At 43.3% G+C, this 20,529-nt stretch carries 19 protein-coding genes; 17 read left to right on the top strand and 2 right to left on the bottom strand.

Annotation, left to right across the window (positions count from 1 at the left end; translation table 11 throughout):
* Window positions 1-11 precede the first annotated feature (11 nt).
* The gene (locus CA264_RS12540) at window positions 12-1,244 is read right to left on the bottom strand and encodes an HD domain-containing protein (RefSeq protein ID WP_025607615.1); all 1,233 of its coding nucleotides are present in this window, start codon (window positions 1,242-1,244) and stop codon (window positions 12-14) included.
* A gap of 369 nt (window positions 1,245-1,613) precedes the next feature.
* Between CA264_RS12540 and porX the strand changes: the two genes are divergently transcribed.
* The 17 genes from porX to CA264_RS12455 all read left to right on the top strand — a co-directional run bounded on the left by porX (window position 1,614) and on the right by CA264_RS12455 (window position 19,643).
* On the top strand, window positions 1,614-3,173 hold the full coding sequence (gene porX / locus CA264_RS12535; RefSeq protein ID WP_025607613.1) for a T9SS response regulator signal transducer PorX: 1,560 nt from the start codon (window positions 1,614-1,616) through the stop codon (window positions 3,171-3,173).
* Window positions 3,166-3,618 (top strand): tRNA (adenosine(37)-N6)-threonylcarbamoyltransferase complex ATPase subunit type 1 TsaE, encoded by a 453-nt coding sequence (gene tsaE, locus CA264_RS12530; protein ID WP_036776135.1) that lies wholly within the window; start codon window positions 3,166-3,168, stop codon window positions 3,616-3,618. Before porX ends, tsaE begins: the two co-directional genes overlap by 8 nt.
* Before the next feature lie 290 nt (window positions 3,619-3,908).
* Window positions 3,909-5,135, top strand: a complete 1,227-nt coding sequence (locus tag CA264_RS12525; RefSeq protein WP_025607610.1) for an alanine dehydrogenase — start codon at window positions 3,909-3,911, stop codon at window positions 5,133-5,135.
* Between the two features lie 292 nt (window positions 5,136-5,427).
* Window positions 5,428-6,732, top strand: coding sequence for a nucleotide sugar dehydrogenase (locus tag CA264_RS12520; protein WP_036776133.1), 1,305 nt, complete (start codon window positions 5,428-5,430; stop codon window positions 6,730-6,732).
* Between the two features lie 80 nt (window positions 6,733-6,812).
* Window positions 6,813-7,811, top strand: coding sequence for an NAD-dependent 4,6-dehydratase LegB (locus CA264_RS12515; RefSeq protein ID WP_025607607.1), 999 nt, complete (start codon window positions 6,813-6,815; stop codon window positions 7,809-7,811).
* Window positions 7,812-7,825: 14 nt separating this feature from the next.
* Window positions 7,826-8,983, top strand: coding sequence for a LegC family aminotransferase (locus CA264_RS12510; protein WP_025607606.1), 1,158 nt, complete (start codon window positions 7,826-7,828; stop codon window positions 8,981-8,983).
* A gap of 2 nt (window positions 8,984-8,985) precedes the next feature.
* Window positions 8,986-9,615, top strand: a complete 630-nt coding sequence (locus CA264_RS12505; protein WP_025607605.1) for an acetyltransferase — start codon at window positions 8,986-8,988, stop codon at window positions 9,613-9,615.
* Window positions 9,612-10,637 (top strand): N-acetylneuraminate synthase, encoded by a 1,026-nt coding sequence (gene neuB / locus CA264_RS12500; protein ID WP_025607604.1) that lies wholly within the window; start codon window positions 9,612-9,614, stop codon window positions 10,635-10,637. The genes CA264_RS12505 and neuB overlap by 4 nt, the downstream gene beginning before the upstream one ends.
* Window positions 10,637-11,791, top strand: coding sequence for a UDP-N-acetylglucosamine 2-epimerase (gene neuC, locus CA264_RS12495; protein ID WP_025607602.1), 1,155 nt, complete (start codon window positions 10,637-10,639; stop codon window positions 11,789-11,791). Before neuB ends, neuC begins: the two co-directional genes overlap by 1 nt.
* On the top strand, window positions 11,788-12,669 hold the full coding sequence (locus tag CA264_RS12490) for a methionyl-tRNA formyltransferase (protein WP_025607601.1): 882 nt from the start codon (window positions 11,788-11,790) through the stop codon (window positions 12,667-12,669). Before neuC ends, CA264_RS12490 begins: the two co-directional genes overlap by 4 nt.
* A complete protein-coding gene (locus tag CA264_RS12485) occupies window positions 12,669-13,340 on the top strand; it encodes a PIG-L deacetylase family protein (protein ID WP_025607600.1) in 672 nt (223 codons plus the stop codon). Before CA264_RS12490 ends, CA264_RS12485 begins: the two co-directional genes overlap by 1 nt.
* 2 nt (window positions 13,341-13,342) lie before the next feature.
* On the top strand, window positions 13,343-14,389 hold the full coding sequence (locus tag CA264_RS12480) for a nucleotidyltransferase family protein (protein WP_025607598.1): 1,047 nt from the start codon (window positions 13,343-13,345) through the stop codon (window positions 14,387-14,389).
* The gene (locus CA264_RS12475) at window positions 14,389-15,072 is read left to right on the top strand and encodes an acylneuraminate cytidylyltransferase family protein (RefSeq protein ID WP_025607596.1); all 684 of its coding nucleotides are present in this window, start codon (window positions 14,389-14,391) and stop codon (window positions 15,070-15,072) included. The genes CA264_RS12480 and CA264_RS12475 overlap by 1 nt, the downstream gene beginning before the upstream one ends.
* Window positions 15,065-16,864, top strand: a complete 1,800-nt coding sequence (locus CA264_RS12470; RefSeq protein ID WP_025607595.1) for an ABC transporter ATP-binding protein — start codon at window positions 15,065-15,067, stop codon at window positions 16,862-16,864. Before CA264_RS12475 ends, CA264_RS12470 begins: the two co-directional genes overlap by 8 nt.
* Before the next feature lie 128 nt (window positions 16,865-16,992).
* On the top strand, window positions 16,993-18,135 hold the full coding sequence (locus CA264_RS12465; protein ID WP_157593700.1) for a hypothetical protein: 1,143 nt from the start codon (window positions 16,993-16,995) through the stop codon (window positions 18,133-18,135).
* A gap of 123 nt (window positions 18,136-18,258) precedes the next feature.
* A complete protein-coding gene (locus tag CA264_RS12460) occupies window positions 18,259-18,801 on the top strand; it encodes a serine O-acetyltransferase (RefSeq protein WP_025607592.1) in 543 nt (180 codons plus the stop codon).
* A gap of 56 nt (window positions 18,802-18,857) precedes the next feature.
* Window positions 18,858-19,643 (top strand): polysaccharide deacetylase family protein, encoded by a 786-nt coding sequence (locus tag CA264_RS12455; RefSeq protein WP_025607591.1) that lies wholly within the window; start codon window positions 18,858-18,860, stop codon window positions 19,641-19,643.
* Window positions 19,644-19,803: 160 nt separating this feature from the next.
* On the opposite strand, the gene CA264_RS12450 is transcribed toward CA264_RS12455, so the two are convergent.
* Entirely contained in the window at window positions 19,804-20,334 is a 531-nt protein-coding gene (locus tag CA264_RS12450; protein ID WP_025607590.1) for an acyltransferase, read from the bottom strand.
* Window positions 20,335-20,529: the final 195 nt, after the last annotated feature.

Genomic DNA, 20,529 nt, shown 5'->3' with positions numbered 1-20,529 from the left:
GCGGTGCTTCTTTACAAATGCGCGACCTCTTTCGGGTAACACACGAAGTGCTTCTCCACTTTATAGCTTAGGGCGCGAATGTTCGGCAGGTCCGAAGCCTCGGCCACGTCTACGACGTATCCGGATTTGGTGAGCATGTTAATGGTCTGGCCCTCCACATCGTAGGCGTTGTTGCTGATCTTGCCCGAAATCATCAGGTATTTCACGTCCTCCTCCGTTACTTTATACTTGTCCTGCACCAGCTCACTGATCCCAAGCAGCATATCCTCTTCAATGGGTTTGTTGGACAGGTACACCTTAAACAGCTTCCGGCTCAGGATACTCTTGGCCAGGTATGAGAGCACAAAGTCCGGGTGCGCGGCCCACTCCTTAATGCCACTCCACACATCGTGGTCGTCGAGGGCTACGAAGCGCTCCAATATGCTTTTGTCCTCCTTAAAATCGCCCATGGTAAGGTCGGAGGAGAGGAAGAAGTGGAGGTTAGGGCTGGCTGGCACCTCCACGCCACGCTGCATCAGCTCCCGGGCACGCTGCACCGCGCGCAGCACCATGTGCTCGGCGCTGATCACGGTCTTGTGCAGGTATACCTGCCAGTACATCAGGCGGCGGCTCACCAGGAAGTTCTCGATGCTGTAAATCGCCTTTTCCTCCACCACCAGCTTATCGTTGGCAATGTCCAGCATCTTAATAATCCGGTCGGCGCCTATTTTCCCCTCGTACACACCGGTGTAGAAGCTGTCGCGGTTCAGGTAGTCGAGGCGGTCCACGTCGAGCTGGCTCGACACGAGCTGGTGGAAAAAGCGCCGGTGGTAGTTATCTTTGAAAATATCGATGGCCAGGCTCAATCTTCCGCCGAACTGCTCGTTAAGCAGGTGCATGATGTGCAGCGAAAGATGCTCGTGGTGTACGTTTTTGAAAATGGCCGTCTCCAGGGCGTGCGAGAAAGGGCCGTGGCCCACGTCGTGCAGCAGGATGGCGATGAGCGAGGCCTCATATTCGCTGTCGTTTATTTCGTTATTTTTACTGCGCAGCGTTTGCAGGGCCGTGTCCATGAGGTGCATGGCGCCCAGGGCATGGTGGAAACGGGTGTGGAGCGCGCCCGGGTACACCATCTCCGTCAGGCCCAGCTGCTTTATGCGGCGGAGGCGCTGGAAGTAAGGGTGCTCAATAATATCGAAGATGAGCGCTGTCGGAGCTGTGATGAAGCCGTAAACAGGGTCGTTGAAGATCTTTTTTTTATTCACAGAAAGGGAAATTACGTTTTTGGCTGTTAAACCAGGTACATATACCGCAGGTTTTCAACTTGTGGTGGTAATGGGCAAGTTCTTAACTTGCGCAAAGCAAACGGCACTGAAACCAGGTACGGCGTAAGCTGGACGTTTGCCTCATGCCGGGCCACAAGGTACAGGCCTGCGGCAGGGGCACGCATCACAGCTAACGAGCAAGTGGTAATTAATACCCGCTTTTGATTGTTACCCATACAGAAAGGGAGCTGTTACAGGGGTGTCTGCCGCTCCGGCTTGCTTAAGAGCCAGGGGCAAAAGCCCGATCAACTAACAACTACGCCTTTCAGACGTTAAACAAATTAGCCATACTTACACAAGTATAAAACTATGCAAAGATACAATATATTATGGGCCGATGATGAGATCGACCTGCTAAAGCCGCACATCCTGTTCCTGGAAGACCGCGGCTACGACATTACACCGGTAAACAGCGGAGCCGATGCCATTGAGGAGTTCCGTGACCGCAGCTTCGACATTGTGTTCCTGGATGAGAACATGCCCGGCATCAGCGGCCTAGAAACGCTGAACGAGCTGAAAACCATACGCCCGGCCGTGCCGGTGATCATGATCACCAAGAGCGAGGAAGAGCATATCATGGAGGAGGCGATCGGCTCCAAGATTACCGATTACCTGATCAAGCCGCTGAACCCGAACCAGATCCTGCTGTCGGTAAAGAAGGTGCTGGAGAACAAGCGCCTGGTAAGCGAGAAGACCAACATGAGCTACCAGCGCGACTTCCGCCAGCTGGGCATGGCCTTCGGCGAGCGCCTGAGCCAGCACGAGTGGGCCGACATCTACAAAAAGCTGGTGTACTGGGAGCTGGAGATCGACGAGACGGAGAACAAAAGCATGGCCGACGTCATCAACATGCAGAAGGATGAGGCCAACTCCAACTTCGCCCGTTTCATCATGGACAACTACGAAGACTGGATGAACGGCGATGACGAGGCCCCGCTGATGTCGCACCAGCTGTTTAAGCAGCGCGTGTTCCCGATGATGAAGGAAACCGACCGCCCCGTGTACTTCCTGCTGATCGACAACCTGCGCTATGACCAGTGGAAGGTGCTGGAGCCGCTGATATCGGAGTACTTCACCGTGGACTCGGAGGAGATGTTCTACTCCATACTGCCGACCACCACGGCCTATGCGCGTAACGCCATCTTCTCGGGCATGCTCCCTACCGAGATCCAGAAAAAGTACCCGAACATGTGGGTGAGCGACGATGAGGAGGAGGGGAAGAACCTGAACGAAGCTGATTTCCTGGATATCCAGTTCCAGCAGAACCGCATCACCGACAAGCACAGCTACCACAAAATCACGAACGTGCAGGCCGGCCGTGACCTTTTGAGCAAGTTCAGCAACCTGGACAACAACAAGCTGAACGTGATCGTGTATAACTTCGTGGACATGCTCTCGCATGCCCGCACCGACAGCAACATGGTGCGCGAGCTGGCCCCGGACGAGTCGGCGTACCGCTCCATTACCAAATCCTGGTTCCTGCACTCGCCGCTGTTCGATACCCTGAAGGCCATTGCCGACAAAAAAGGCAAGCTCATCATCACCACCGACCACGGCACCATCCGGGTAAAAAGGCCCTTTAAGATCATCGGCGACCGAAATACCAACACCAACCTGCGCTACAAGCACGGTAAAAACCTGGGCTATACCGACAAAGACGTGTTCACGGTGCGCAAGCCGGAGAGATTTTTCTTGCCTAAAGCCAACGTTTCCACTACGTTTGTATTTGCGATAGAAGATTACTTTTTCGCCTATCCGAACAATTATAACTACTACGTGAACTACTACAAAGACACTTTCCAACACGGAGGCGTGTCGTTGGAGGAGATGATTATACCGTACATAACGCTTTCGCCGAAGAATGTATAATACAGGAGTTGAACGGGCACATATCAGGATGTCGTCGTTGGAGGAGCTGCCAGCGGCGGCTTCTGTGCTTATAGAGGAGGCCGCATCGGAGCCCATTATCCTTTTTGAGGGGCCAATGGGTGCGGGTAAAACGACCTTGATAAAGGAGCTGTGCCGGCAGCTGGGGGTGCAGGAGAACGTGAGCAGCCCTACCTTTGCCCTGGTGAACGAGTATGAAGGGAAGGGCGGGAAACTAATTTACCACTTCGATTTTTATAGGATTAACGACGAGCGGGAGGCCCTTGATATAGGGGCGCCGGAGTATTTCGAGTCCGGTAACCTGTGCCTGATCGAGTGGCCCTCCATGATCCCGAACCTGCTGCCGGAGCACTACCTGCTGGTGGAGCTCCAGCCGGATGCGGAAGGCAAGGAGAGAAGCCTGGTGATTCGCAAAGTAGAGAACTAGCGGGGAGAAGTTGATTTAAGCTACCGCGCTCGCTGTACGTCTTAACCCATTGCTGAGCAGGTGTTGCTTTCACTAACGGAAGGCAGTGGAGTGAAGCAGTGTAGAATTAAGTACCCTTCCGAGGGAGAGTGTGGCGTGGATGGCTGCACCGGCAGCGAAAAAAAGACGACGAAAACTACTGCGAAAGCGAACATATGATGCTTTCGCATAAACTGGCTAGAAAACAGGGTTGGATTGTACGGTACCTGTTGCAGTGTACCCTTCAGTTCGGACTCTTAATTTAAAAACGTATGACGGAGAAGTTTGCCGTAGATTTAGGAAAGTTGGCCGCAAGCCAGGCCCTGTACCCGAAGGAATCAATGCTGGCTGTGGAGGAAAGGCGCCGGAGCTTGTTTATCGGGATTCCGAAGGAGTCGTCGTTCCAGGAGAACCGCATTGGCCTCACGCCGGATGCCGTGAAACAGCTCACCGACCAGGGGCACCGCATCCTGATCGAGGCAGGCGCCGGCATCCCGTCTAAATACTCCGATAACGAATACTCTGAGGCCGGTGCCAAAATTGTGTATGCTACGGAGGAAGTATACGACGCCGACATCATCCTGAAGATCGCTCCCCCCACCTACGACGAACTGGATTACCTGCGCCCCGGTCAGACCCTCATCTCCGCCCTGCACTTCGGCAACCTGACCTCCGACTATATCAATGCCCTGCTGCGCAAAAAGATCAATGCCATCTCGTTTGAGTTGATCCGCGACAAATCGGAAGCAAAGCCGGTGGTACGGGCCATGAGCGAGATTGCCGGCAGTACGGTGATGCTGGTGGCAGCCGAGTACCTGAGCAGCAGCAACGAAGGGAAAGGGATTATACTAGGAGGTATAACAGGCGTGGCTCCGACCAAGGTGGTTATACTTGGTGCGGGTACGGTGGCAGAGTATGCCGCCCGCGCCGCCCTGGGTATGGGGGCAGAGGTGCGGGTGTTTGATAACCACATCTACAAACTGCGCCGCCTGAAGCACAACGTAGGGGCCCAGATTTTTACATCCACCCTCGATAAGGCGGTGATGAACGCCGAAATAAAGCAGGCAGACGTTGTGATCGGCGCTTTTGTGGCCGACGAAGGACAGATAACCTGTGTGGTGGAGGAGGGAGTGGTGGCCCAGATGAACCCCGGCTCCATCATCATTGATGTGTGCATCGATCAGGGCGGCTGCTTTGAGACGTCCGAGATAACCTCGCACTCGCGGCCTATCTACCGCAAGTATGACATCATTCATTACTGCGTGCCCAATATCCCGTCTCGTGTTCCGAGAACGGCCACGCAGGCACTCAGCAATATCTTTACGCCTATCTTTACCGAGTACTCCAAGTATGGCGGCATCAACGAGGTGCTGTTCATGAACGAGCACTACCGCAGTGGGGTGTACATCTACAAAGGCAGCCTCACCAACGCCCACATCGCCAAACGCTTTGGGATGCGCTATAAAGAGCTGGGGCTGATGATTGCGGTGCGGAACTAGGAGGAAGTGTAGAAGGGTTGGCGCTTTGTTTTACTCCTTTCATAAAAGTGCTAGCGTTCTGTTTTAGCACAAAATAGCATCTAATTTTAAGGTAAAGCCTGTCTTTGTCAGTTGATAAAGGTATCTTTGCTAAGATGCTAATTTTAGGGTGCTTTTAATACTTTATTTTAAGTTTTACAAGGCAACTTTTTTATTTCTTTCACATATAGTATGGCTTAGCTGAAGCAATTTCTGTGTTAGTGACAGCTTCATGATGGTGAAAGAAGTTTAATTTTAAGCGAACGTATAGACAATGCCAGATAAATTACAGTTGGAAGACCCAAAGATTGCAGTTATTGGGTTAGGATATGTAGGCTTACCGCTAGCCGTAGAGTTTGCCAAGCAGTTTAAGACCTTTGGCTTCGATATAAACAAGCAGCGTATCGAGGGACTCCGGCAGGGGCATGACCACACGCTTGAGGTGTCTGATGAGCTGCTGGCTGAAGTGCTGACACAGGACTGTTCAGTTGAAAAAGGGCTTCTGTGTACAGACCAGCTGGAGCAGATTGACCAGTGCAACTTCTATATCATTACAGTGCCTACCCCTGTCGATAAGCACAACCGCCCGGACCTGACGCCGCTCTTTAAGGCGAGCGAGACGGTAGGCAAAGTGCTGAAGAAAGGGGATATTGTTATCTATGAGTCCACAGTATACCCGGGTGTAACGGAAGACGAGTGTGTGCCTGTACTGGAGCGAGTGTCAGGCCTGACGTTCAACGAGGACTTCTTCGCCGGCTACTCGCCTGAGCGTATCAATCCGGGCGATAAGGAGCATACAGTCGCTAAAATCCTGAAAGTTACCTCCGGATCCACGCCTGAGGCAGCTGATAAGGTAGATGCGCTTTATAATGCTGTGATTACAGCCGGTACGCACAAAGCTCCCTCAATCAAAGTGGCCGAGGCTGCCAAAGTCATTGAGAACGCGCAGCGCGATATCAACATCGCCTTTGTAAACGAACTGGCTAAGATATTTAACCGCCTTGGCATTGATACCGATGAGGTCTTACAAGCAGCTGGCACCAAGTGGAATTTCCTGAAGTTTAAGCCTGGCTTGGTGGGCGGGCACTGCATTGGTGTCGATCCGTACTACCTGGCACAGAAGGCCCAGGAGGTAGGCTACCACCCGGAAATTATACTTGCTGGCCGCCGTCTGAACGACGGCATGGGCGAGTATGTGGCGCACGAGGTAGTGAAGCTGATGGTGAAGAAGGATATCCCGGTAAAGAACGCAAATGTGCTGGTGCTGGGAATTACCTTTAAAGAGAACTGCCCGGATGTACGCAATACAAAGGTAGTGGACATTCTGCGTACCCTAAAGGACTACCAAATGAACCTGACTATCTACGACCCATGGGCAGCCCCTGCCGAGGTGAAGCATGAGTATGGATGGAGTTCCGTGACCTCTCTGGACAATTCATCGACTTACGATGCCGTTATCCTGGCAGTGTCACATAAGGAGTTTGAGCAGCTTGATCTGAGTAAGCTTTGCAAGCCGAATGCAGTGATCTATGATGTGAAGGGAACGCTGCCGAAGGAAGTGGCTGATGCGAGGTTGTAAATTAAATCTTATTTTTACTCAATGAAAAGGAGCTTTGGTCTCTTTTTAAAATTCAGTAAAAAATCAATAAATAAACAGATATGAACCTTAATAATAAACGTGTTTTAGTAACTGGAGCAGATGGTTTTATTGGTAGCCACTTAGTAGAACGCTTGCTAGAAGAAGGGTGCAAAGTAAAGGCATTTGTTTACTACAACTCGTTTAATAGCTGGGGATGGTTAGATACTTTGTCTAAAGAGAAACTATCTCAGATAGAAATTTTTGCAGGAGATATCCGTGACCCTAATGGGGTACGTACAGCAATGAAAGACATCGAAGTTGTTTTTCACCTAGCTGCTTTAATTGCCATTCCTTTTAGCTATCACTCTCCAGACAGCTACATTGATACCAATGTGAAAGGTACTCTGAATATCGTTCAGGCAGCAAAAGACTTAGGCGTAGAACGGGTTTTGGTAACATCTACCTCAGAGGTTTATGGGACTGCACAGTACATTCCAATAGATGAGAAACACCCTAGGCAGCCTCAGTCACCGTACTCAGCCTCTAAGATCGGAGCAGACTGTATCGCAGATTCATTCTACAGAAGCTTTAACCTTCCTTTGACTATCGTAAGGCCATTCAATACCTACGGCCCACGTCAGTCGGCTAGAGCCGTAATACCTACGATAATCACGCAACTATTACAGGGTAAGACAGAGATTAAACTTGGCGATCTTACACCTACACGTGACCTTCTGTTTGTGAAAGATACAGCCAATGGGTTTGTTGAAATTGCTAAATCAGATAGTTTGATTGGAGAGGATTGTAATATCGCAACTGAGTCCGAAATCTCAGTTGGGGATTTAGCACAGAGCCTGATTAACCAGATTAATCCGCAAGCAAGGATAATTCAGGATGAAGTGCGTCTTAGACCTGAAAAGAGTGAAGTATTCCGCTTATATGGCGCCAATGGTAAAATTAAGAGCAATACGAACTGGGATTTGAAGTATACTTTGGAAGAAGGTCTTGCCGAAACGATTGAGTGGTTCCGCAACACCGAGAACTTGCGCCAGTACAAGGCAGACATCTATAACATATAAATTATAGTACTACTATGACGCAATCAAGTAAGTACAGTAATATAATTGACTATATCAAAGGACTTTTTCCTAACCAAAGTTTCATTCCCTTACATGAGCCGCGCTTTGTCGGGAATGAAAGAAAGTATGTGATCGATGCAATAGATTCAACTTATGTGTCTTCAGTAGGGGCATACGTTAATCGTTTCGAGGAGATGATGCAGGAAATAACCGGGGCTAAGTATGCTGTGGCAACTGTCAACGGAACAGCAGCTTTGCATATGGCACTTATTGTTGCAGGTGTCAATCAAGGAGATGAGGTTATCTCACAAGACTTGACCTTTATTGCCACGGCCAATGCTATTAGCTATTTAGGAGCTTCGCCTGTGTTTCTAGATATTGACAGAAACAACTTAGGGTTGTCTGCTGCCAGCTTAGAAGCTTTCCTGCAGGAAAATGGGAAGAAGGAAAGCAATGCAACCTTCAACAGGAAAACAGGAAAGCGCATAGCTGCTTGCGTGCCTATGCACAGCTTTGGTTTTCCATGTGATATAGACAAAATTGCTGCAATCTGTGATGAATGGCATATTCCACTAGTAGAAGATGCTGCTGAATCTTTGGGAAGCTATCATGATAGTAAACACACAGGTACAACTGGCCTAGTAGGGACGTTTAGCTTTAACGGCAATAAAACCGTAACCTGTGGCGGCGGCGGCGCAATAGTAACAAATAACGAAGCTATAGCTAAGCTTGCAAAACACCTGACAACACAGGCCAAGGTTCCTCATGCATGGGAGTTTAATCATGACCACATAGGCTATAACTATCGCATGCCAAATTTAAATGCCGCTTTAGCCTGTGCTCAGCTTGAGCAACTAAGTACTTTTATAGAAAATAAACGCGAGCTGGCTAGTAAGTATAAACTCTTCTTTGATGGAATTGAGGGGGTGGAGTTTGTGACAGAGGAGCCAGGCGCAAAAGCAAATTATTGGCTGAATGTGCTCTTGCTCGAAAGCAAGGAAGAAAGAGACGCCTTTTTAACCGAGGCAAACAGCAATGGCGTTATGGTACGCCCTGCATGGACACTGATGCACAAGCTGCCAATGTTTCAGAACAACATATATGGCGATGTAAGTGTCAGTACTTGGGTAGAAGAGAGGTTGGTAAATATTCCTAGTAGCGTTAGATTGTAACAATGCAGCGGATAGTTCTCATTGGGTATTCTGGTCATGCATTTGTTGTTGCAGACACTGTAGAAATGCTGGGAGGCGAAATAGTTGGCTACTGTGACAAAGTAGAGGCTAAGCGTAATCCTTATAGCCTGGTATATCTTGGAGATGAGCAGGATGCAACAACAGTATCTAAACTCACCGCTTTAGAAGCACGCTTTATTGTCAGTATAGGCAACAACTCCGCTCGAAGAAACCTCACCAAGCAACTTACTGAGCAGGGAATACACAGCATATCAGTCATTCATCCTAGTGCATTTATTTCTAAGCTTTCTACTGTAGGGCAAGGAAGCTTTGTCTCCGCAGGAGCCATAGTAAATCCTATGGCAAGTATAGGTATGGGGGCTATAATCAATACAAGTGCAGTGGTTGAGCATGAATGCTTAGTTGGAGATTATGCACATATTGCACCTGGCGCTGTGCTTGCTGGTAACGTAAGTATTGGTGAAGGAAGTTTTATCGGAGCAAATGCTGTGGTAAAACAAGGTACATCTATCGGGAAAAATGTTGTAATCGGAGCTGGTGCAGTGGTGGTGAAAGATGTGCCTGATAATTTAATTTTGGTAGGGAATCCTGCCGTAGAGTTGAAAAAATGAATAAAACAGTAATAATTGCCGAAGCCGGAGTGAATCACAATGGTGATATTCAGCTAGCTAAACAACTAATAGATGTTGCAGCTGATGCGGGTGTTGACTATGTAAAGTTCCAGACTTTTAAAGCTGATAAACTTGTAAGTAAGACGGCCAAGCAGGCTGTTTACCAGGTAAAGAATCAGAAAAGCCAAAGTGATGATACACAGTACTCAATGCTCAAAAAGCTGGAGCTTTCTGAAGAAGATCACTATGTGCTTCAGGCATATGCGTCTGATAAAGGAATAAAATTTTTATCTACTGGCTTCGATCCCGAGAGTATTGATTTTCTAGATCAACTTGGAATTGATTTGTTCAAAGTACCGTCTGGTGAAATAACAAACAAGCCGTACTTGGAGCAGATTGCTAAGAAAGGAAAGGCTGTTGTTCTTTCTACAGGTATGGCAACCTTACAGGAAGTTGGTGATGCAATTTCTGTTCTGGCAAAGGCAGGGCTAAGTAATGAAGATATTTCTGTGCTTCATTGCAATACAGAATACCCGACTCCTATGGGTGATGTTAATCTAAAGGCAATGCTAGCTATAAAAGATAGCTTTGGGGTTAAAGTGGGATATTCAGACCATACATTAGGAATTGAAGTACCCATTGCTGCAGTTGCACTAGGTGCAGTCCTAATAGAGAAACACTATACCTTAGATAAGGAGTTGCCTGGTCCAGATCACAAAGCTTCTCTCAGCCCTCAGGAACTAAAAGATATGGTTCTTGCAATTCGAAACGTTGAGCAGGCATTAAGCGGAAGTGCTGAAAAGGAACCTAGTACATCTGAGCTCAAGAATAGGGAGCTAATCAGAAAAAGTATTTATTACAGTTCAGCTTTAATTAAGGGTACTGTAGTAGGTGACGATCATTTAATAATGATGCGTCCTGCAACTGGTATAAGCCCAATGGAAGTAGATTCTGTAGTTGGCAAAGCGCTAAAATGCAATGTGGAGCAGGGGCAGATTGTGAATTTTGATGATTTTGAGTAATGAAGGTTTGTGTAGTCACCGGCACCAGAGCTGAATACGGCCTTCTCTTTTGGACACTAAAAGAGTTACAGCAAGATCCTGATGTTGACTTGCAGATATGTGTTACTGGGATGCATCTCTCACCAGAATTTGGTCTAACATATAAGCAAATTGAGCAAGATGGGTTTCAGATAGACAAAAAAGTAGAAATACTGCTGTCTTCTGATACATCTGTTGGCGTTTCAAAAAGCATAGGCCTTGGCGTTATTTCTTTCTCTGAAGCTTTTAATGAGCTCAAGCCAGATCTAATCCTATTATTAGGTGACCGTTTTGAAGCATTTGCAGCCGCCACTGCTGCTATGATTGGTAAAATTCCTGTTGCTCATTGCCATGGAGGGGAGGCGACAGAAGGGTTAATTGATGAGCCGATTCGGCATTCAATTACCAAGATGTCACACATACATTTCACTTCAACTGAAGAATATAGAAAAAGGGTAATCCAGTTAGGCGAGCAACCTCAAAATGTGCACAGCGTGGGGGCTCTTGGAATTGAAAATATCAATAAGCTTGCACTATTAAGTAGAACAAAGTTCGAAGAGAGTATAGGCTTCAGGCTTGGAGATAAAAATGTACTCGTAACTTTCCATCCAGTAACGCTTGAAAACGCTACAGCTGAGCATCAATTTACTGAGCTTCTAGAAGCCTTAGATGACCTAAAGGCTACTAAGATAATTTTTACAAAGCCTAATGCAGATACTGATGGAAGGGTTATAATTAATTTAATTGATCAGTATACGAAGAAGAACCCGGAAAAGAGTATCGCGTTTGTGTCTTTGGGTCAACTGAGATATTTATCAGCTTTACAATTCATGGATGCCGTAATAGGCAACTCTTCAAGTGGGTTAATTGAGGTGCCTAGCTTTAAAACTGCGACGATAGATATAGGAGACAGACAAAGAGGGAGAATCAAAGCAGACAGTGTGATATCCTGCGAGCCTAACTCTAATTCAATCAAAAATGCTATTGAAGAAGCGTTCTCCGATAGTTTTCAAGAGAGACTACTTCATGTTAAAAATCCCTACGGAGAAAAAGATTCTTCTAAAGAAATAGTTAAAGTAATTAAGAACACGAACCTAAGCGCACTTCTTAAAAAGAAGTTTTATGACCTGGTATGAGAGTAGTCTTTATTGGTACTGTAGAGTTCTCAAGGAAAGCCTTACTTAAGCTTCTAGAACTTAATGTTAATGTTGTTGGAGTCGTAACCAAGGCGAAGTCAGAGTTTAACTCAGATTTCGCCAATTTGGTAGATGTATGTGAAGAGCAGGGTATTGGTTATAAATATGTTAACAATATCAACCATCCAAATAATGTTAAGTGGATTGAGCAACTAAAACCAGATGTGTTATTTTGTTTTGGATGGTCCAGTTTGCTCAAGCCTGAAGTTCTTACTCTAGCCCCTCATGGTGTTGTAGGATTTCATCCTGCTCTTATTCCTGCTAATAGAGGTAGGCATCCTATTATTTGGGCTCTGGCATTAGGATTGAATAAAACAGGGTCTACTTTCTTTTTTATGGATGAAGGTGCTGACACCGGTGATATTCTTAATCAAAAGGAGGTTTTAATTACTAGTGATGATGACGCAGCTAGCCTCTATAATAAAATTATAGAAGTAGCATTGGGCCAAATTGAAGAATTCATACCTGAACTAATCAGTGGGAAGTATAAAAGGATAAAGCAGATAGGCGAAGGTAATACCTGGAGGAAAAGAGGAAAAAAAGACGGAGAAGTTGACTGGCGAATGTCAAGTAAATTAATTATGAATCTTGTTAAAGCTTTAACAAGGCCTTATCTCGGAGCACATTTTGTGCACAATAGTGAGGAGTATAAAGTTTGGAAATGTGAAGTTGGTACTACTGAGAAATTGACAAACATAGAGCCAGGCAAAATTTTGAAAATTGAACCTGATAGAATGTTAGTCAAAACAGGAGATGGAGCATTATGGCTTACAGAGTTCGATGAAATTAAAGATATAGCAGTAGGACAATATATATAATGGCAAAGGTTATAGTTATTTCTGCCCATCCAGATGATGAAGTTCTTGGTGTAGGTGGTGCGTTACTCAAGCATAAAGAAAATGGAGATGATATATATTGGTTAATAGTTACCAACATATTTGAAAAGGATGGTTTTTCGGAGGATAGAGTTAGAACTAGGCAGGACGAAATTGTAAAAGTGGCGAACCTGCTTGGAGTTAAGCAGACTTATAAACTTGACTACCCTACAATGACGTTGTCAAGCTCCAGCTTGATTAAAATGGTCCCTGAAATATCTGCCATTTTCCAAGAGATTAAGCCTGAAATCATCTACTCGTTAAACAGGTCTGACGCGCATTCTGATCATAGAGTTATTTTTGATGCTGTGATGGCCTGCACAAAGTCATTTCGATATCCATTCATAAAGCGAGTTCTTATGTATGAATGTATTTCTGAGACAGAATTCGCTCCAGTACTTCCAGAAAAAGCCTTCTTACCAAACTACTTCATAGATATTTCAGAGCATCTGGAGCAGAAGCTTGAAATTATGAAAGTATATGAATCTGAGCTTGGTGAGCACCCATTTCCACGATCATTAGAAAATATTAAAGCGCTAGCACATTTTAGAGGGGCTAGTGTTGGAGTGCATTATGCAGAGGCTTTCCAGCTAATAAAATATATTGATAAATAAGCATGATTGATTATCGCAAACATATTATTCTGTGCCAAACCCCCATCAAGACAGCGCTAGCCCAACTAAATGAATTGGCAGCTGATGCTATACTTTTTGTTGTAGATGGAGAAGAAAAGCTGATCGGGTCTTTAACCGATGGGGATGTAAGAAGGGGGTTTTTAAAGGGGCTCACGCTAGAGGATGTAGTAGATAACTTTATACAGCCTAATCCAAAGTTCTTGCAGAGGGGCTCATATACAATTGATGAGGTAATCCACTATAGGAATAATAATTTTAAAATAGTCCCAGTTCTTTGTAAAGAGGGGAAAATCGTAAATATTATAAACTTTAGGTTTTTAAAGTCTTATTTACCAGTTGATGCAGTGTTGATGGCAGGCGGAAGGGGGGAGCGTCTTCGTCCGCTTACAGATAATACACCTAAACCATTACTTAAAGTAGGCAATAAGCCAATCATCGAACATAACGTTGATAGGTTGGTAAGTTTTGGAATAGATGATCTTTGGATCTCGGTAAGATATTTAGGTGAACAGCTTGAGGAGTATTTCCAGGATGGTAGTTCTAAATTTATCAATGTAAAGTACGTTTGGGAAGATGAACCGCTAGGTACGTTAGGGGCGGTTAGTAAGATAGAAGACTTTCAGCATGATTACGTTTTAGTTGCAAACTCAGATTTGCTAACTAACCTTGACTATGAAGACTTCTTCCTTGATTTCCAAAAGAATGATGCTGCTCTTTCTGTCGTAACGATTCCATACACAGTAAACGTACCCTATGCCGTTCTAGAAACAGAGGATAATGATATCAAAAGTTTTAAGGAAAAGCCAACATATACCTACTACTCCAACGGTGGAATATACCTTATGAAGAAAGAGGTATTAAAGTATATTCCAAAAAGCAGCTTCTACAACACTACTGATCTCATGGAGTTGTTGATCGACAAGGGGCTGAAGGTAACGTCATACCCGTTAAGAGGATATTGGTTAGATATTGGTAAACCGGAAGATTTCAAAAAAGCGCAAGAAGATATATACCATATTAAGTTTTAATGAGGACTCTCTTTTTAATCCCTGCAAGGGGTGGTTCTAAAGGTTTACCGGGTAAAAATATCAAAAGCTTAAATGGTAAGCCTCTAATTCTTTACACAATTGAAGCTGCCAGAGAGGTTAGTGATGCTGCTGACATCTGTGTTTCTACAGATGATGTTGAAATCAAGAATGTTGTGGAGCAATATGGTTTAAAAGTGCCTTTCTTAAGGCCGTCAGAAATAGCTACAGATTTCGCTACTTCTGAGCAGGTAGTGGAGCATGCGTTGCAAGTTTATGAGGAGAATGGCCTTGTTTACGACTATATTGTTTTGCTTCAACCTACTTCCCCACTGAGAACAGGCCAACATTTGAAAGAAGCTTTGAGACTTATAGATGAGGGGACAGAGATGATTGTATCAGTAAAAGAAACTGATGCAAACCCTTATTATGTATTAATGGAGGAAGATTCAGAAGGAGTGCTTTATAAGTCTAAAACTGGCTTGTTCCATAGGAGACAGGATTGTCCTAAAGTATATGAGTTAAACGGGGCGATCTATATCATAGAAGTAAAGAAGTTTAAAGAGGTTGGGCTTGCACAACTGAAAAAGAAAAAATATTTGATGGATAAGGTTTCATCTATTGATATAGATGATGAGTTGGATTTTACTTTAGCTGAATTAGTCATTACTAGAAAGGGTGAATAAATTAAAAGAATTAATTAATAGTCATTTAGGCAGCTTCATTTATTTCCATAAGCACTTGGGGAACAAGATATTTATTTCTGTTGCCTTAAGCTTGCTTGTTGGGGTTTTAGACGGCTTTGGCTTAGCCATGTTTTTGCCATTGTTGCAAATGGTAGATGGCAGTGGAGCTGAAGTGAGTTCTGAGGAAATGGGGAAACTGTCTTTCTTAGTTGAAGGCCTACGTACTGTTGGACTTGATATTTCTCTTCAGACAGTATTAATGGTAATGCTTGTCTTTTTCGTACTGAAAGGTGTTATGAAGTTTTTTGAGGGGTACTACAAAGTCATTCTGCAACAGGTTTTTATTAGGCAAATTCGGTTTACTAACATTGACCTCTTGTCTGGCTATGATTATAAATCTTTTGTTAGTAGTGATTCTGGTAAGATTCAAAACACCCTCAGTGGTGAGGTTGAAAGGGTAATGCAAGCGTACCGGTCATACTTCAGTGCTTTCCAAAGTGGTATTTTGGTTGCTGTTTATATGTTTCTGGCCTTTATGTCTAATGCACAGTTTGCAATTCTTGTAATGATAGGGGGAGGATTGACAAATTTCATTTTCAGCAAATTCTACAAGAAAACAAAAATACAGTCTAAGAACCTCACTTTAGAGTCACATTCTTTTCAAGGCCTTCTCATTCAAAAAGTGGCTAATTTTAAGTACCTGAAAGCAAGTGGACTGATCAGAAACTTTGGTTATAAACTTAAAAGTTCAATTGCTCACATTGAGGAGGTTCAGAGGAAATTAGGAATGCTTGCATCGGCCCTAGTAGCCATTCGAGAGCCAATTGTTATGCTGGTTGTTGTTGCTGTTATTCTTATTCAGATGAAGCTCCTTGGAGGGAGCTTGGGCCTGATCATCTTGAGCCTACTTTTCTTCTATAGGGCATTGACTTTTTTAATGGCAGTGCAAAATCATTGGAACACATTCTTGTCAGTATCAGGATCACTAGATAACATGACGGAGTTCACCAATGACCTGGCCGTTAACCAGGAGCACCAAGGAACAAAATCTGTTAATAGTTTTAACCAATCGTTAAGACTTAACGGCTTAGACTTCTTTTATAATCAGGAGCAGGTATTAAAGAACGTCTCTTTCACAATATCTAAGAATGAGACAATTGCTTTGGTAGGTGAAAGCGGATCTGGTAAGACAACATTGATGAACGTATTATGTGGTTTACTTCCGGTTGGGAGAGGTATGTATGAAGTTGACGGTGTAGATAGAAAAGACATAAATATGCTTTCCTTCCAAAAAAGGATTGGTTATATAACTCAGGAGCCTGTCATTTTTAATGACACTGTCTTTAACAATATTACATTTTGGGATGAGCCAACTGAAGCTAACATTCAGCGTTTTGAAAATGCGCTGAAGTTGGCCGCAATTTTTGATTTTGTAATGGAGTTACCTGAAAAGCAAAATGCACCTTTAGGTCATAATGGAGTAATGGTAAGCGGAGGGCAAAAACAAAGGATTTCTATTGCAAGAGAACTATACAAAGAGGTAGATTTTCTCTTTATGGATGAGGCTACTTCTGCCTTGGATTCGGAAACAGAGAAAAGTATTCAGGAGAACATAAACCTGCTTAAAGGTAAGTACACCATAATAATTATTGCCCATAGGTTATCTACTGTTAAAGATGCTGATAAGATTGTATACCTCAAGAATGGTGCTATTGAAAGTATAGGAACCTTTGATCGTTTAAGAGAAACTTCTAGCAGGTTTAACAAGCTTGTTGAAATGAACAACTTGTAAGCTTACATAATTGGCTTAAGCTCAGAATAAGATTCTATTCCCATTCTTTCGGCTTAACAAAAACCCTTTTCGCTTCAGGCGCATATAATATGGTAGTTTTTATAGAACTCCGGCTCTTCCGAAACAGTATGATTGAGACCTATCAAATCAATCAACTAAAGCAGTTAGGGCACGAAGTGCAAATCTGGTACCTTGGAGACTTGTTTGGGGTAAGTGGTAGTTTTATTACCAGCGCTCCAGCTATTAAAGAGTATGCAGTAGTAGTTAAAAGCTTTAAGTCTTTGAAAGAGAAAGTAAAAGGATTGGAGAAAAATACAATCATATTTTCTCAGTTAGGTCTCTTTTATTATTACCCGGTACTGTACAAAATGGTCAAATCACGAGAGGATTTGATCTGGGTTGGTAGAGTCACTAAATCAGTTCCCTTGAAAGCCGATAATCGTGATAGTGCATTGAAAGCCATGATAGGGACTATACTTCACTTTAAGTTGTATAAGCCCCTTCGGAATGTGTTTCTATATGCTTATCAGAAAGTTGTACGAAAATATGGGAAGGCGCTAGGGGTGCAGGCGTACCAACCGGATTTTTTAATGGCTTCTAACTTTAGTGTTGTTCCAGCTTACATACCTAAAGAGAAAGTAGTCGTTACCCATACTGATGATTATAATATTCATTTGCTTAATATTGAATCACAGCTAGAAGAGGAGTTAAAAGATGCAATCGTTTTTCTAGATCAAATGATATTTCATCATCCTGATCTAAAAGAACTTATTACTGAGCCAGTTGATGTAGATAAATATTATCGAGATTTAAACATTGTTCTAGATCAAGTTTCTAAAATGTACGGCAAACCTGTTATTATTGCCGGGCACCCAGAATCTGAGAAGTATCCTGACTATGTAGCAAAATTTGAGGGTAAAAGATTTATTGTAGGTGAGAGTTTAAGTTTGGTTAAGTATTCTTTCTTGGTACTAACGCACTTTAGTACTGCTGTCAATTTTGCAGTTATATATGATAAGCCCTTAATTATGTTGGAGAGTAATTCTTTTGACAGTATAGAAAGGGTTAAGCGTTCAATAAGATCTATGGCTTCCGAGCTGAAGGTACCAACAATTAATATAGAAAAGCCTGTATATACACATCTAGATATTGATGCTCTCGCCGGTTATAAAGGTTACAAATCTAAATATATCAAATCAGAAGGCACCCCAGAAGAACTATCTTATCCGTACGTAGTAAATTATATCTCAAAGAAGGAAGAGTATAGTTAAAAGGCTCTCTTCATTCATCGTTGTTAGTATAAAATATATAGTAGGATAATTAAGTATAGCATCTTTTTATGTTGTGGCAGCTCCACTAGCCAGACTAACTAAGTTATACATCTAAAGTAAAAGATGAAACCCCACATGCTCAAATGTGATTCGCACAGATATATTAAAAAAGGCGAAAATAAGAGCCTCCGTAAGGTTTTGGGAGGACCTGGAGTCAGGTTTATGTACCTGTTCCGAATGTGTAACATTTATGGGGCTTTACATCCCTTAGGTGTTATAGCCAGATTTTTCTTTAGAAGAATGCAGGTTAAATATGGGTTTCAAATACCTCATACTTGTAAGATAGGAAGCGGCCTCTTTCTAGGACACTATGGGTCGATAGTGATAAACCAGCATGCTGTACTAGGCGAAAATTGTAACGTTGCACAAGGAGTAACAGTAGGTCATGTGAGTAGAGGAGCAAAGAAAGGCAGTCCCATAATCGGAAACAGAGTCTGGATAGGTGCTAACGCTGTAGTTGTGGGAAATGTCAAAATAGGAAATGATGTGTTGATAGCACCCTTATCATTTGTAAACTTTGATGTTCCTGATCATGCAGTTGTTGTAGGTAACCCTGCAAAAATTGTAAGTATGAAGGGTAGTGAAGGTTACATTAAAAATGTGTAGTACCACTTTAAGCCTCATGCTGCCTGTCTGATAAAGCCCAACTGAAATAATTAAAAATGGATATAATTAATGAGATATTATCTTATCGTAAAATAGTTACTTACCACAAGATTAAGCAGAAGAACAATCTGTCAAAACATTTCCAGTTATTTAAAAAAGAAAATGTAGCTATTACTGTTGATGATGGAGATGTTTCTTTTTACAACTACATGTTCCCTCTGTTAAAGCAGAGCAACATACCTTCCGTTTTGTTTATTATTACTGAGCTTATTGATACAAAGACACCTTTTTGGTGGGATGAACTTGTGTATTTACTTGGGGATGCAGAAGGAGAGAAAAAAGTATGGGAAGTTAAAGGTTGGCCAAATAAAGACAGAGTTGAGTATCTAGAGAGGTTAAGAGAGCAGTCTAGCAAGCCTAGGCTTGAGCAATTGCAGTTAACAACAGAGCAGCTCCTAGAAATGCAGGATGCTGGAGTTGTTATAGCAAACCATTCACATACCCACCCCATGTTCGATAAGTGTACTGCTGAAGAGTTAAAGCAGGAACTTCAAAATTCAAAGGCTTTCTTTCAGAAGCATGGGCTAAATGGGTATGAATTGTTAGCATACCCGAATGGCAATGTAAATTTATTAGCTGAAGAAGTAGCCAAGCAGGAAGGGATTAAATACGCATTTTTGTTTGACCATCAGTTGTCGGACCCTAACGGTAATCCTTACAGAATATCTAGGCTAAGTGTTACCGACCAAATTAGTTTAGGTAAAATGAAGTTCATTTTAAGCGGTATGCACTCAAAACTGCTACCACTCCGAAAGAAAGTTTACAATATATTAAAGAGGTAGAGTTAAAATAACTAGATGTACTACATCCTGTAGAGCTAATCGGGTGTTAGCTTATGGTTTCTAAAATAACTATAATTGTTTCATGGTGAGTAAGGCATAATACAGCTTTGGATGCGTGTTGTTACCAAAATCTTTATTAACTGTTGATAAATTAAATAAATTACGATTCTCGTTCTTTTAGCTGTTTTACAACTTTTGCCGGATTGCCAACTGCAATGGACCAAGCTGGTATATCATTTACAACAAGTGAGCCGGCTCCAATGACAGAGCCCTCACCTATTGTAACACCAGGCATAACTATAGACCCCATTCCTACTACACACCCTTTCTTCAAGGTAACGGGGAGCTTCAAATAACCAAGACTATTATATCTATCATGCTTACGGTAGTTTGATAAGTCTCTTTTATGACACAAGATTAGGCATCGACTTGCTACCCAAACATCATCCTCAATATGTATAAGGGACGCATTGTGCACATCGAAGTAAACATCATATCCAATGGCAACATTCTTCCCAACATGACATCCCACCATTCTCCATATGGAAGGTCTTAAACTTAAGCTTATACGGTCTAAAATAACCCAATTCTTAGCAATCTTAAAGAGCCACCAGTGTAGTATCATTTCAGCTTTTAGATAAGCTGCGCGAGGGACTTTTTTTAATTTTTGGAAAAACTGGCCTTTACTCATATAGCTTTTTGCTGGTAAAAATAAGCAAATAATTGCTGAAATATCTTTTTGGGTCTCCTAATAGCAAAGAAAGAAGGCTGAGTAGTAGCAAAGACGTTACAGAATGAGCCTTCAAGAATTTGTTGCTTTAGCTTTTGTGTCAGCTCCCCTGCAAATAGAACTGTTTTGAAGTAGAGAAAAACCTCTAACTTTGAA

The sequence above is a fragment of the Pontibacter actiniarum genome, from assembly GCF_003585765.1.
In the GTDB taxonomy this organism is placed as follows: domain Bacteria; phylum Bacteroidota; class Bacteroidia; order Cytophagales; family Hymenobacteraceae; genus Pontibacter; species Pontibacter actiniarum.
This window is presented reverse-complemented; position numbering and strand designations above follow the sequence as displayed.

Excerpts from the sequence above, each read along its gene's own strand:
- porX (WP_025607613.1), top strand. The coding sequence starts at position 1,614 with ATGCAAAGATACAATATATTATGGGCCGATGATGAGATCGACCTGCTA.
- tsaE (WP_036776135.1), top strand. The coding sequence starts at position 3,166 with ATGTATAATACAGGAGTTGAACGGGCACATATCAGGATGTCGTCGTTG.
- CA264_RS12525 (WP_025607610.1), top strand. The coding sequence starts at position 3,909 with ATGACGGAGAAGTTTGCCGTAGATTTAGGAAAGTTGGCCGCAAGCCAG.
- CA264_RS12520 (WP_036776133.1), top strand. The coding sequence starts at position 5,428 with ATGCCAGATAAATTACAGTTGGAAGACCCAAAGATTGCAGTTATTGGG.
- CA264_RS12515 (WP_025607607.1), top strand. The coding sequence starts at position 6,813 with ATGAACCTTAATAATAAACGTGTTTTAGTAACTGGAGCAGATGGTTTT.
- CA264_RS12510 (WP_025607606.1), top strand. The coding sequence starts at position 7,826 with ATGACGCAATCAAGTAAGTACAGTAATATAATTGACTATATCAAAGGA.
- CA264_RS12505 (WP_025607605.1), top strand. The coding sequence starts at position 8,986 with ATGCAGCGGATAGTTCTCATTGGGTATTCTGGTCATGCATTTGTTGTT.
- neuB (WP_025607604.1), top strand. The coding sequence starts at position 9,612 with ATGAATAAAACAGTAATAATTGCCGAAGCCGGAGTGAATCACAATGGT.
- neuC (WP_025607602.1), top strand. The coding sequence starts at position 10,637 with ATGAAGGTTTGTGTAGTCACCGGCACCAGAGCTGAATACGGCCTTCTC.
- CA264_RS12490 (WP_025607601.1), top strand. The coding sequence starts at position 11,788 with ATGAGAGTAGTCTTTATTGGTACTGTAGAGTTCTCAAGGAAAGCCTTA.
- CA264_RS12485 (WP_025607600.1), top strand. The coding sequence starts at position 12,669 with ATGGCAAAGGTTATAGTTATTTCTGCCCATCCAGATGATGAAGTTCTT.
- CA264_RS12480 (WP_025607598.1), top strand. The coding sequence starts at position 13,343 with ATGATTGATTATCGCAAACATATTATTCTGTGCCAAACCCCCATCAAG.
- CA264_RS12475 (WP_025607596.1), top strand. The coding sequence starts at position 14,389 with ATGAGGACTCTCTTTTTAATCCCTGCAAGGGGTGGTTCTAAAGGTTTA.
- CA264_RS12465 (WP_157593700.1), top strand. The coding sequence starts at position 16,993 with ATGATTGAGACCTATCAAATCAATCAACTAAAGCAGTTAGGGCACGAA.
- CA264_RS12460 (WP_025607592.1), top strand. The coding sequence starts at position 18,259 with ATGAAACCCCACATGCTCAAATGTGATTCGCACAGATATATTAAAAAA.
- CA264_RS12455 (WP_025607591.1), top strand. The coding sequence starts at position 18,858 with ATGGATATAATTAATGAGATATTATCTTATCGTAAAATAGTTACTTAC.
- CA264_RS12450 (WP_025607590.1), bottom strand. The coding sequence starts at position 20,334 with ATGAGTAAAGGCCAGTTTTTCCAAAAATTAAAAAAAGTCCCTCGCGCA.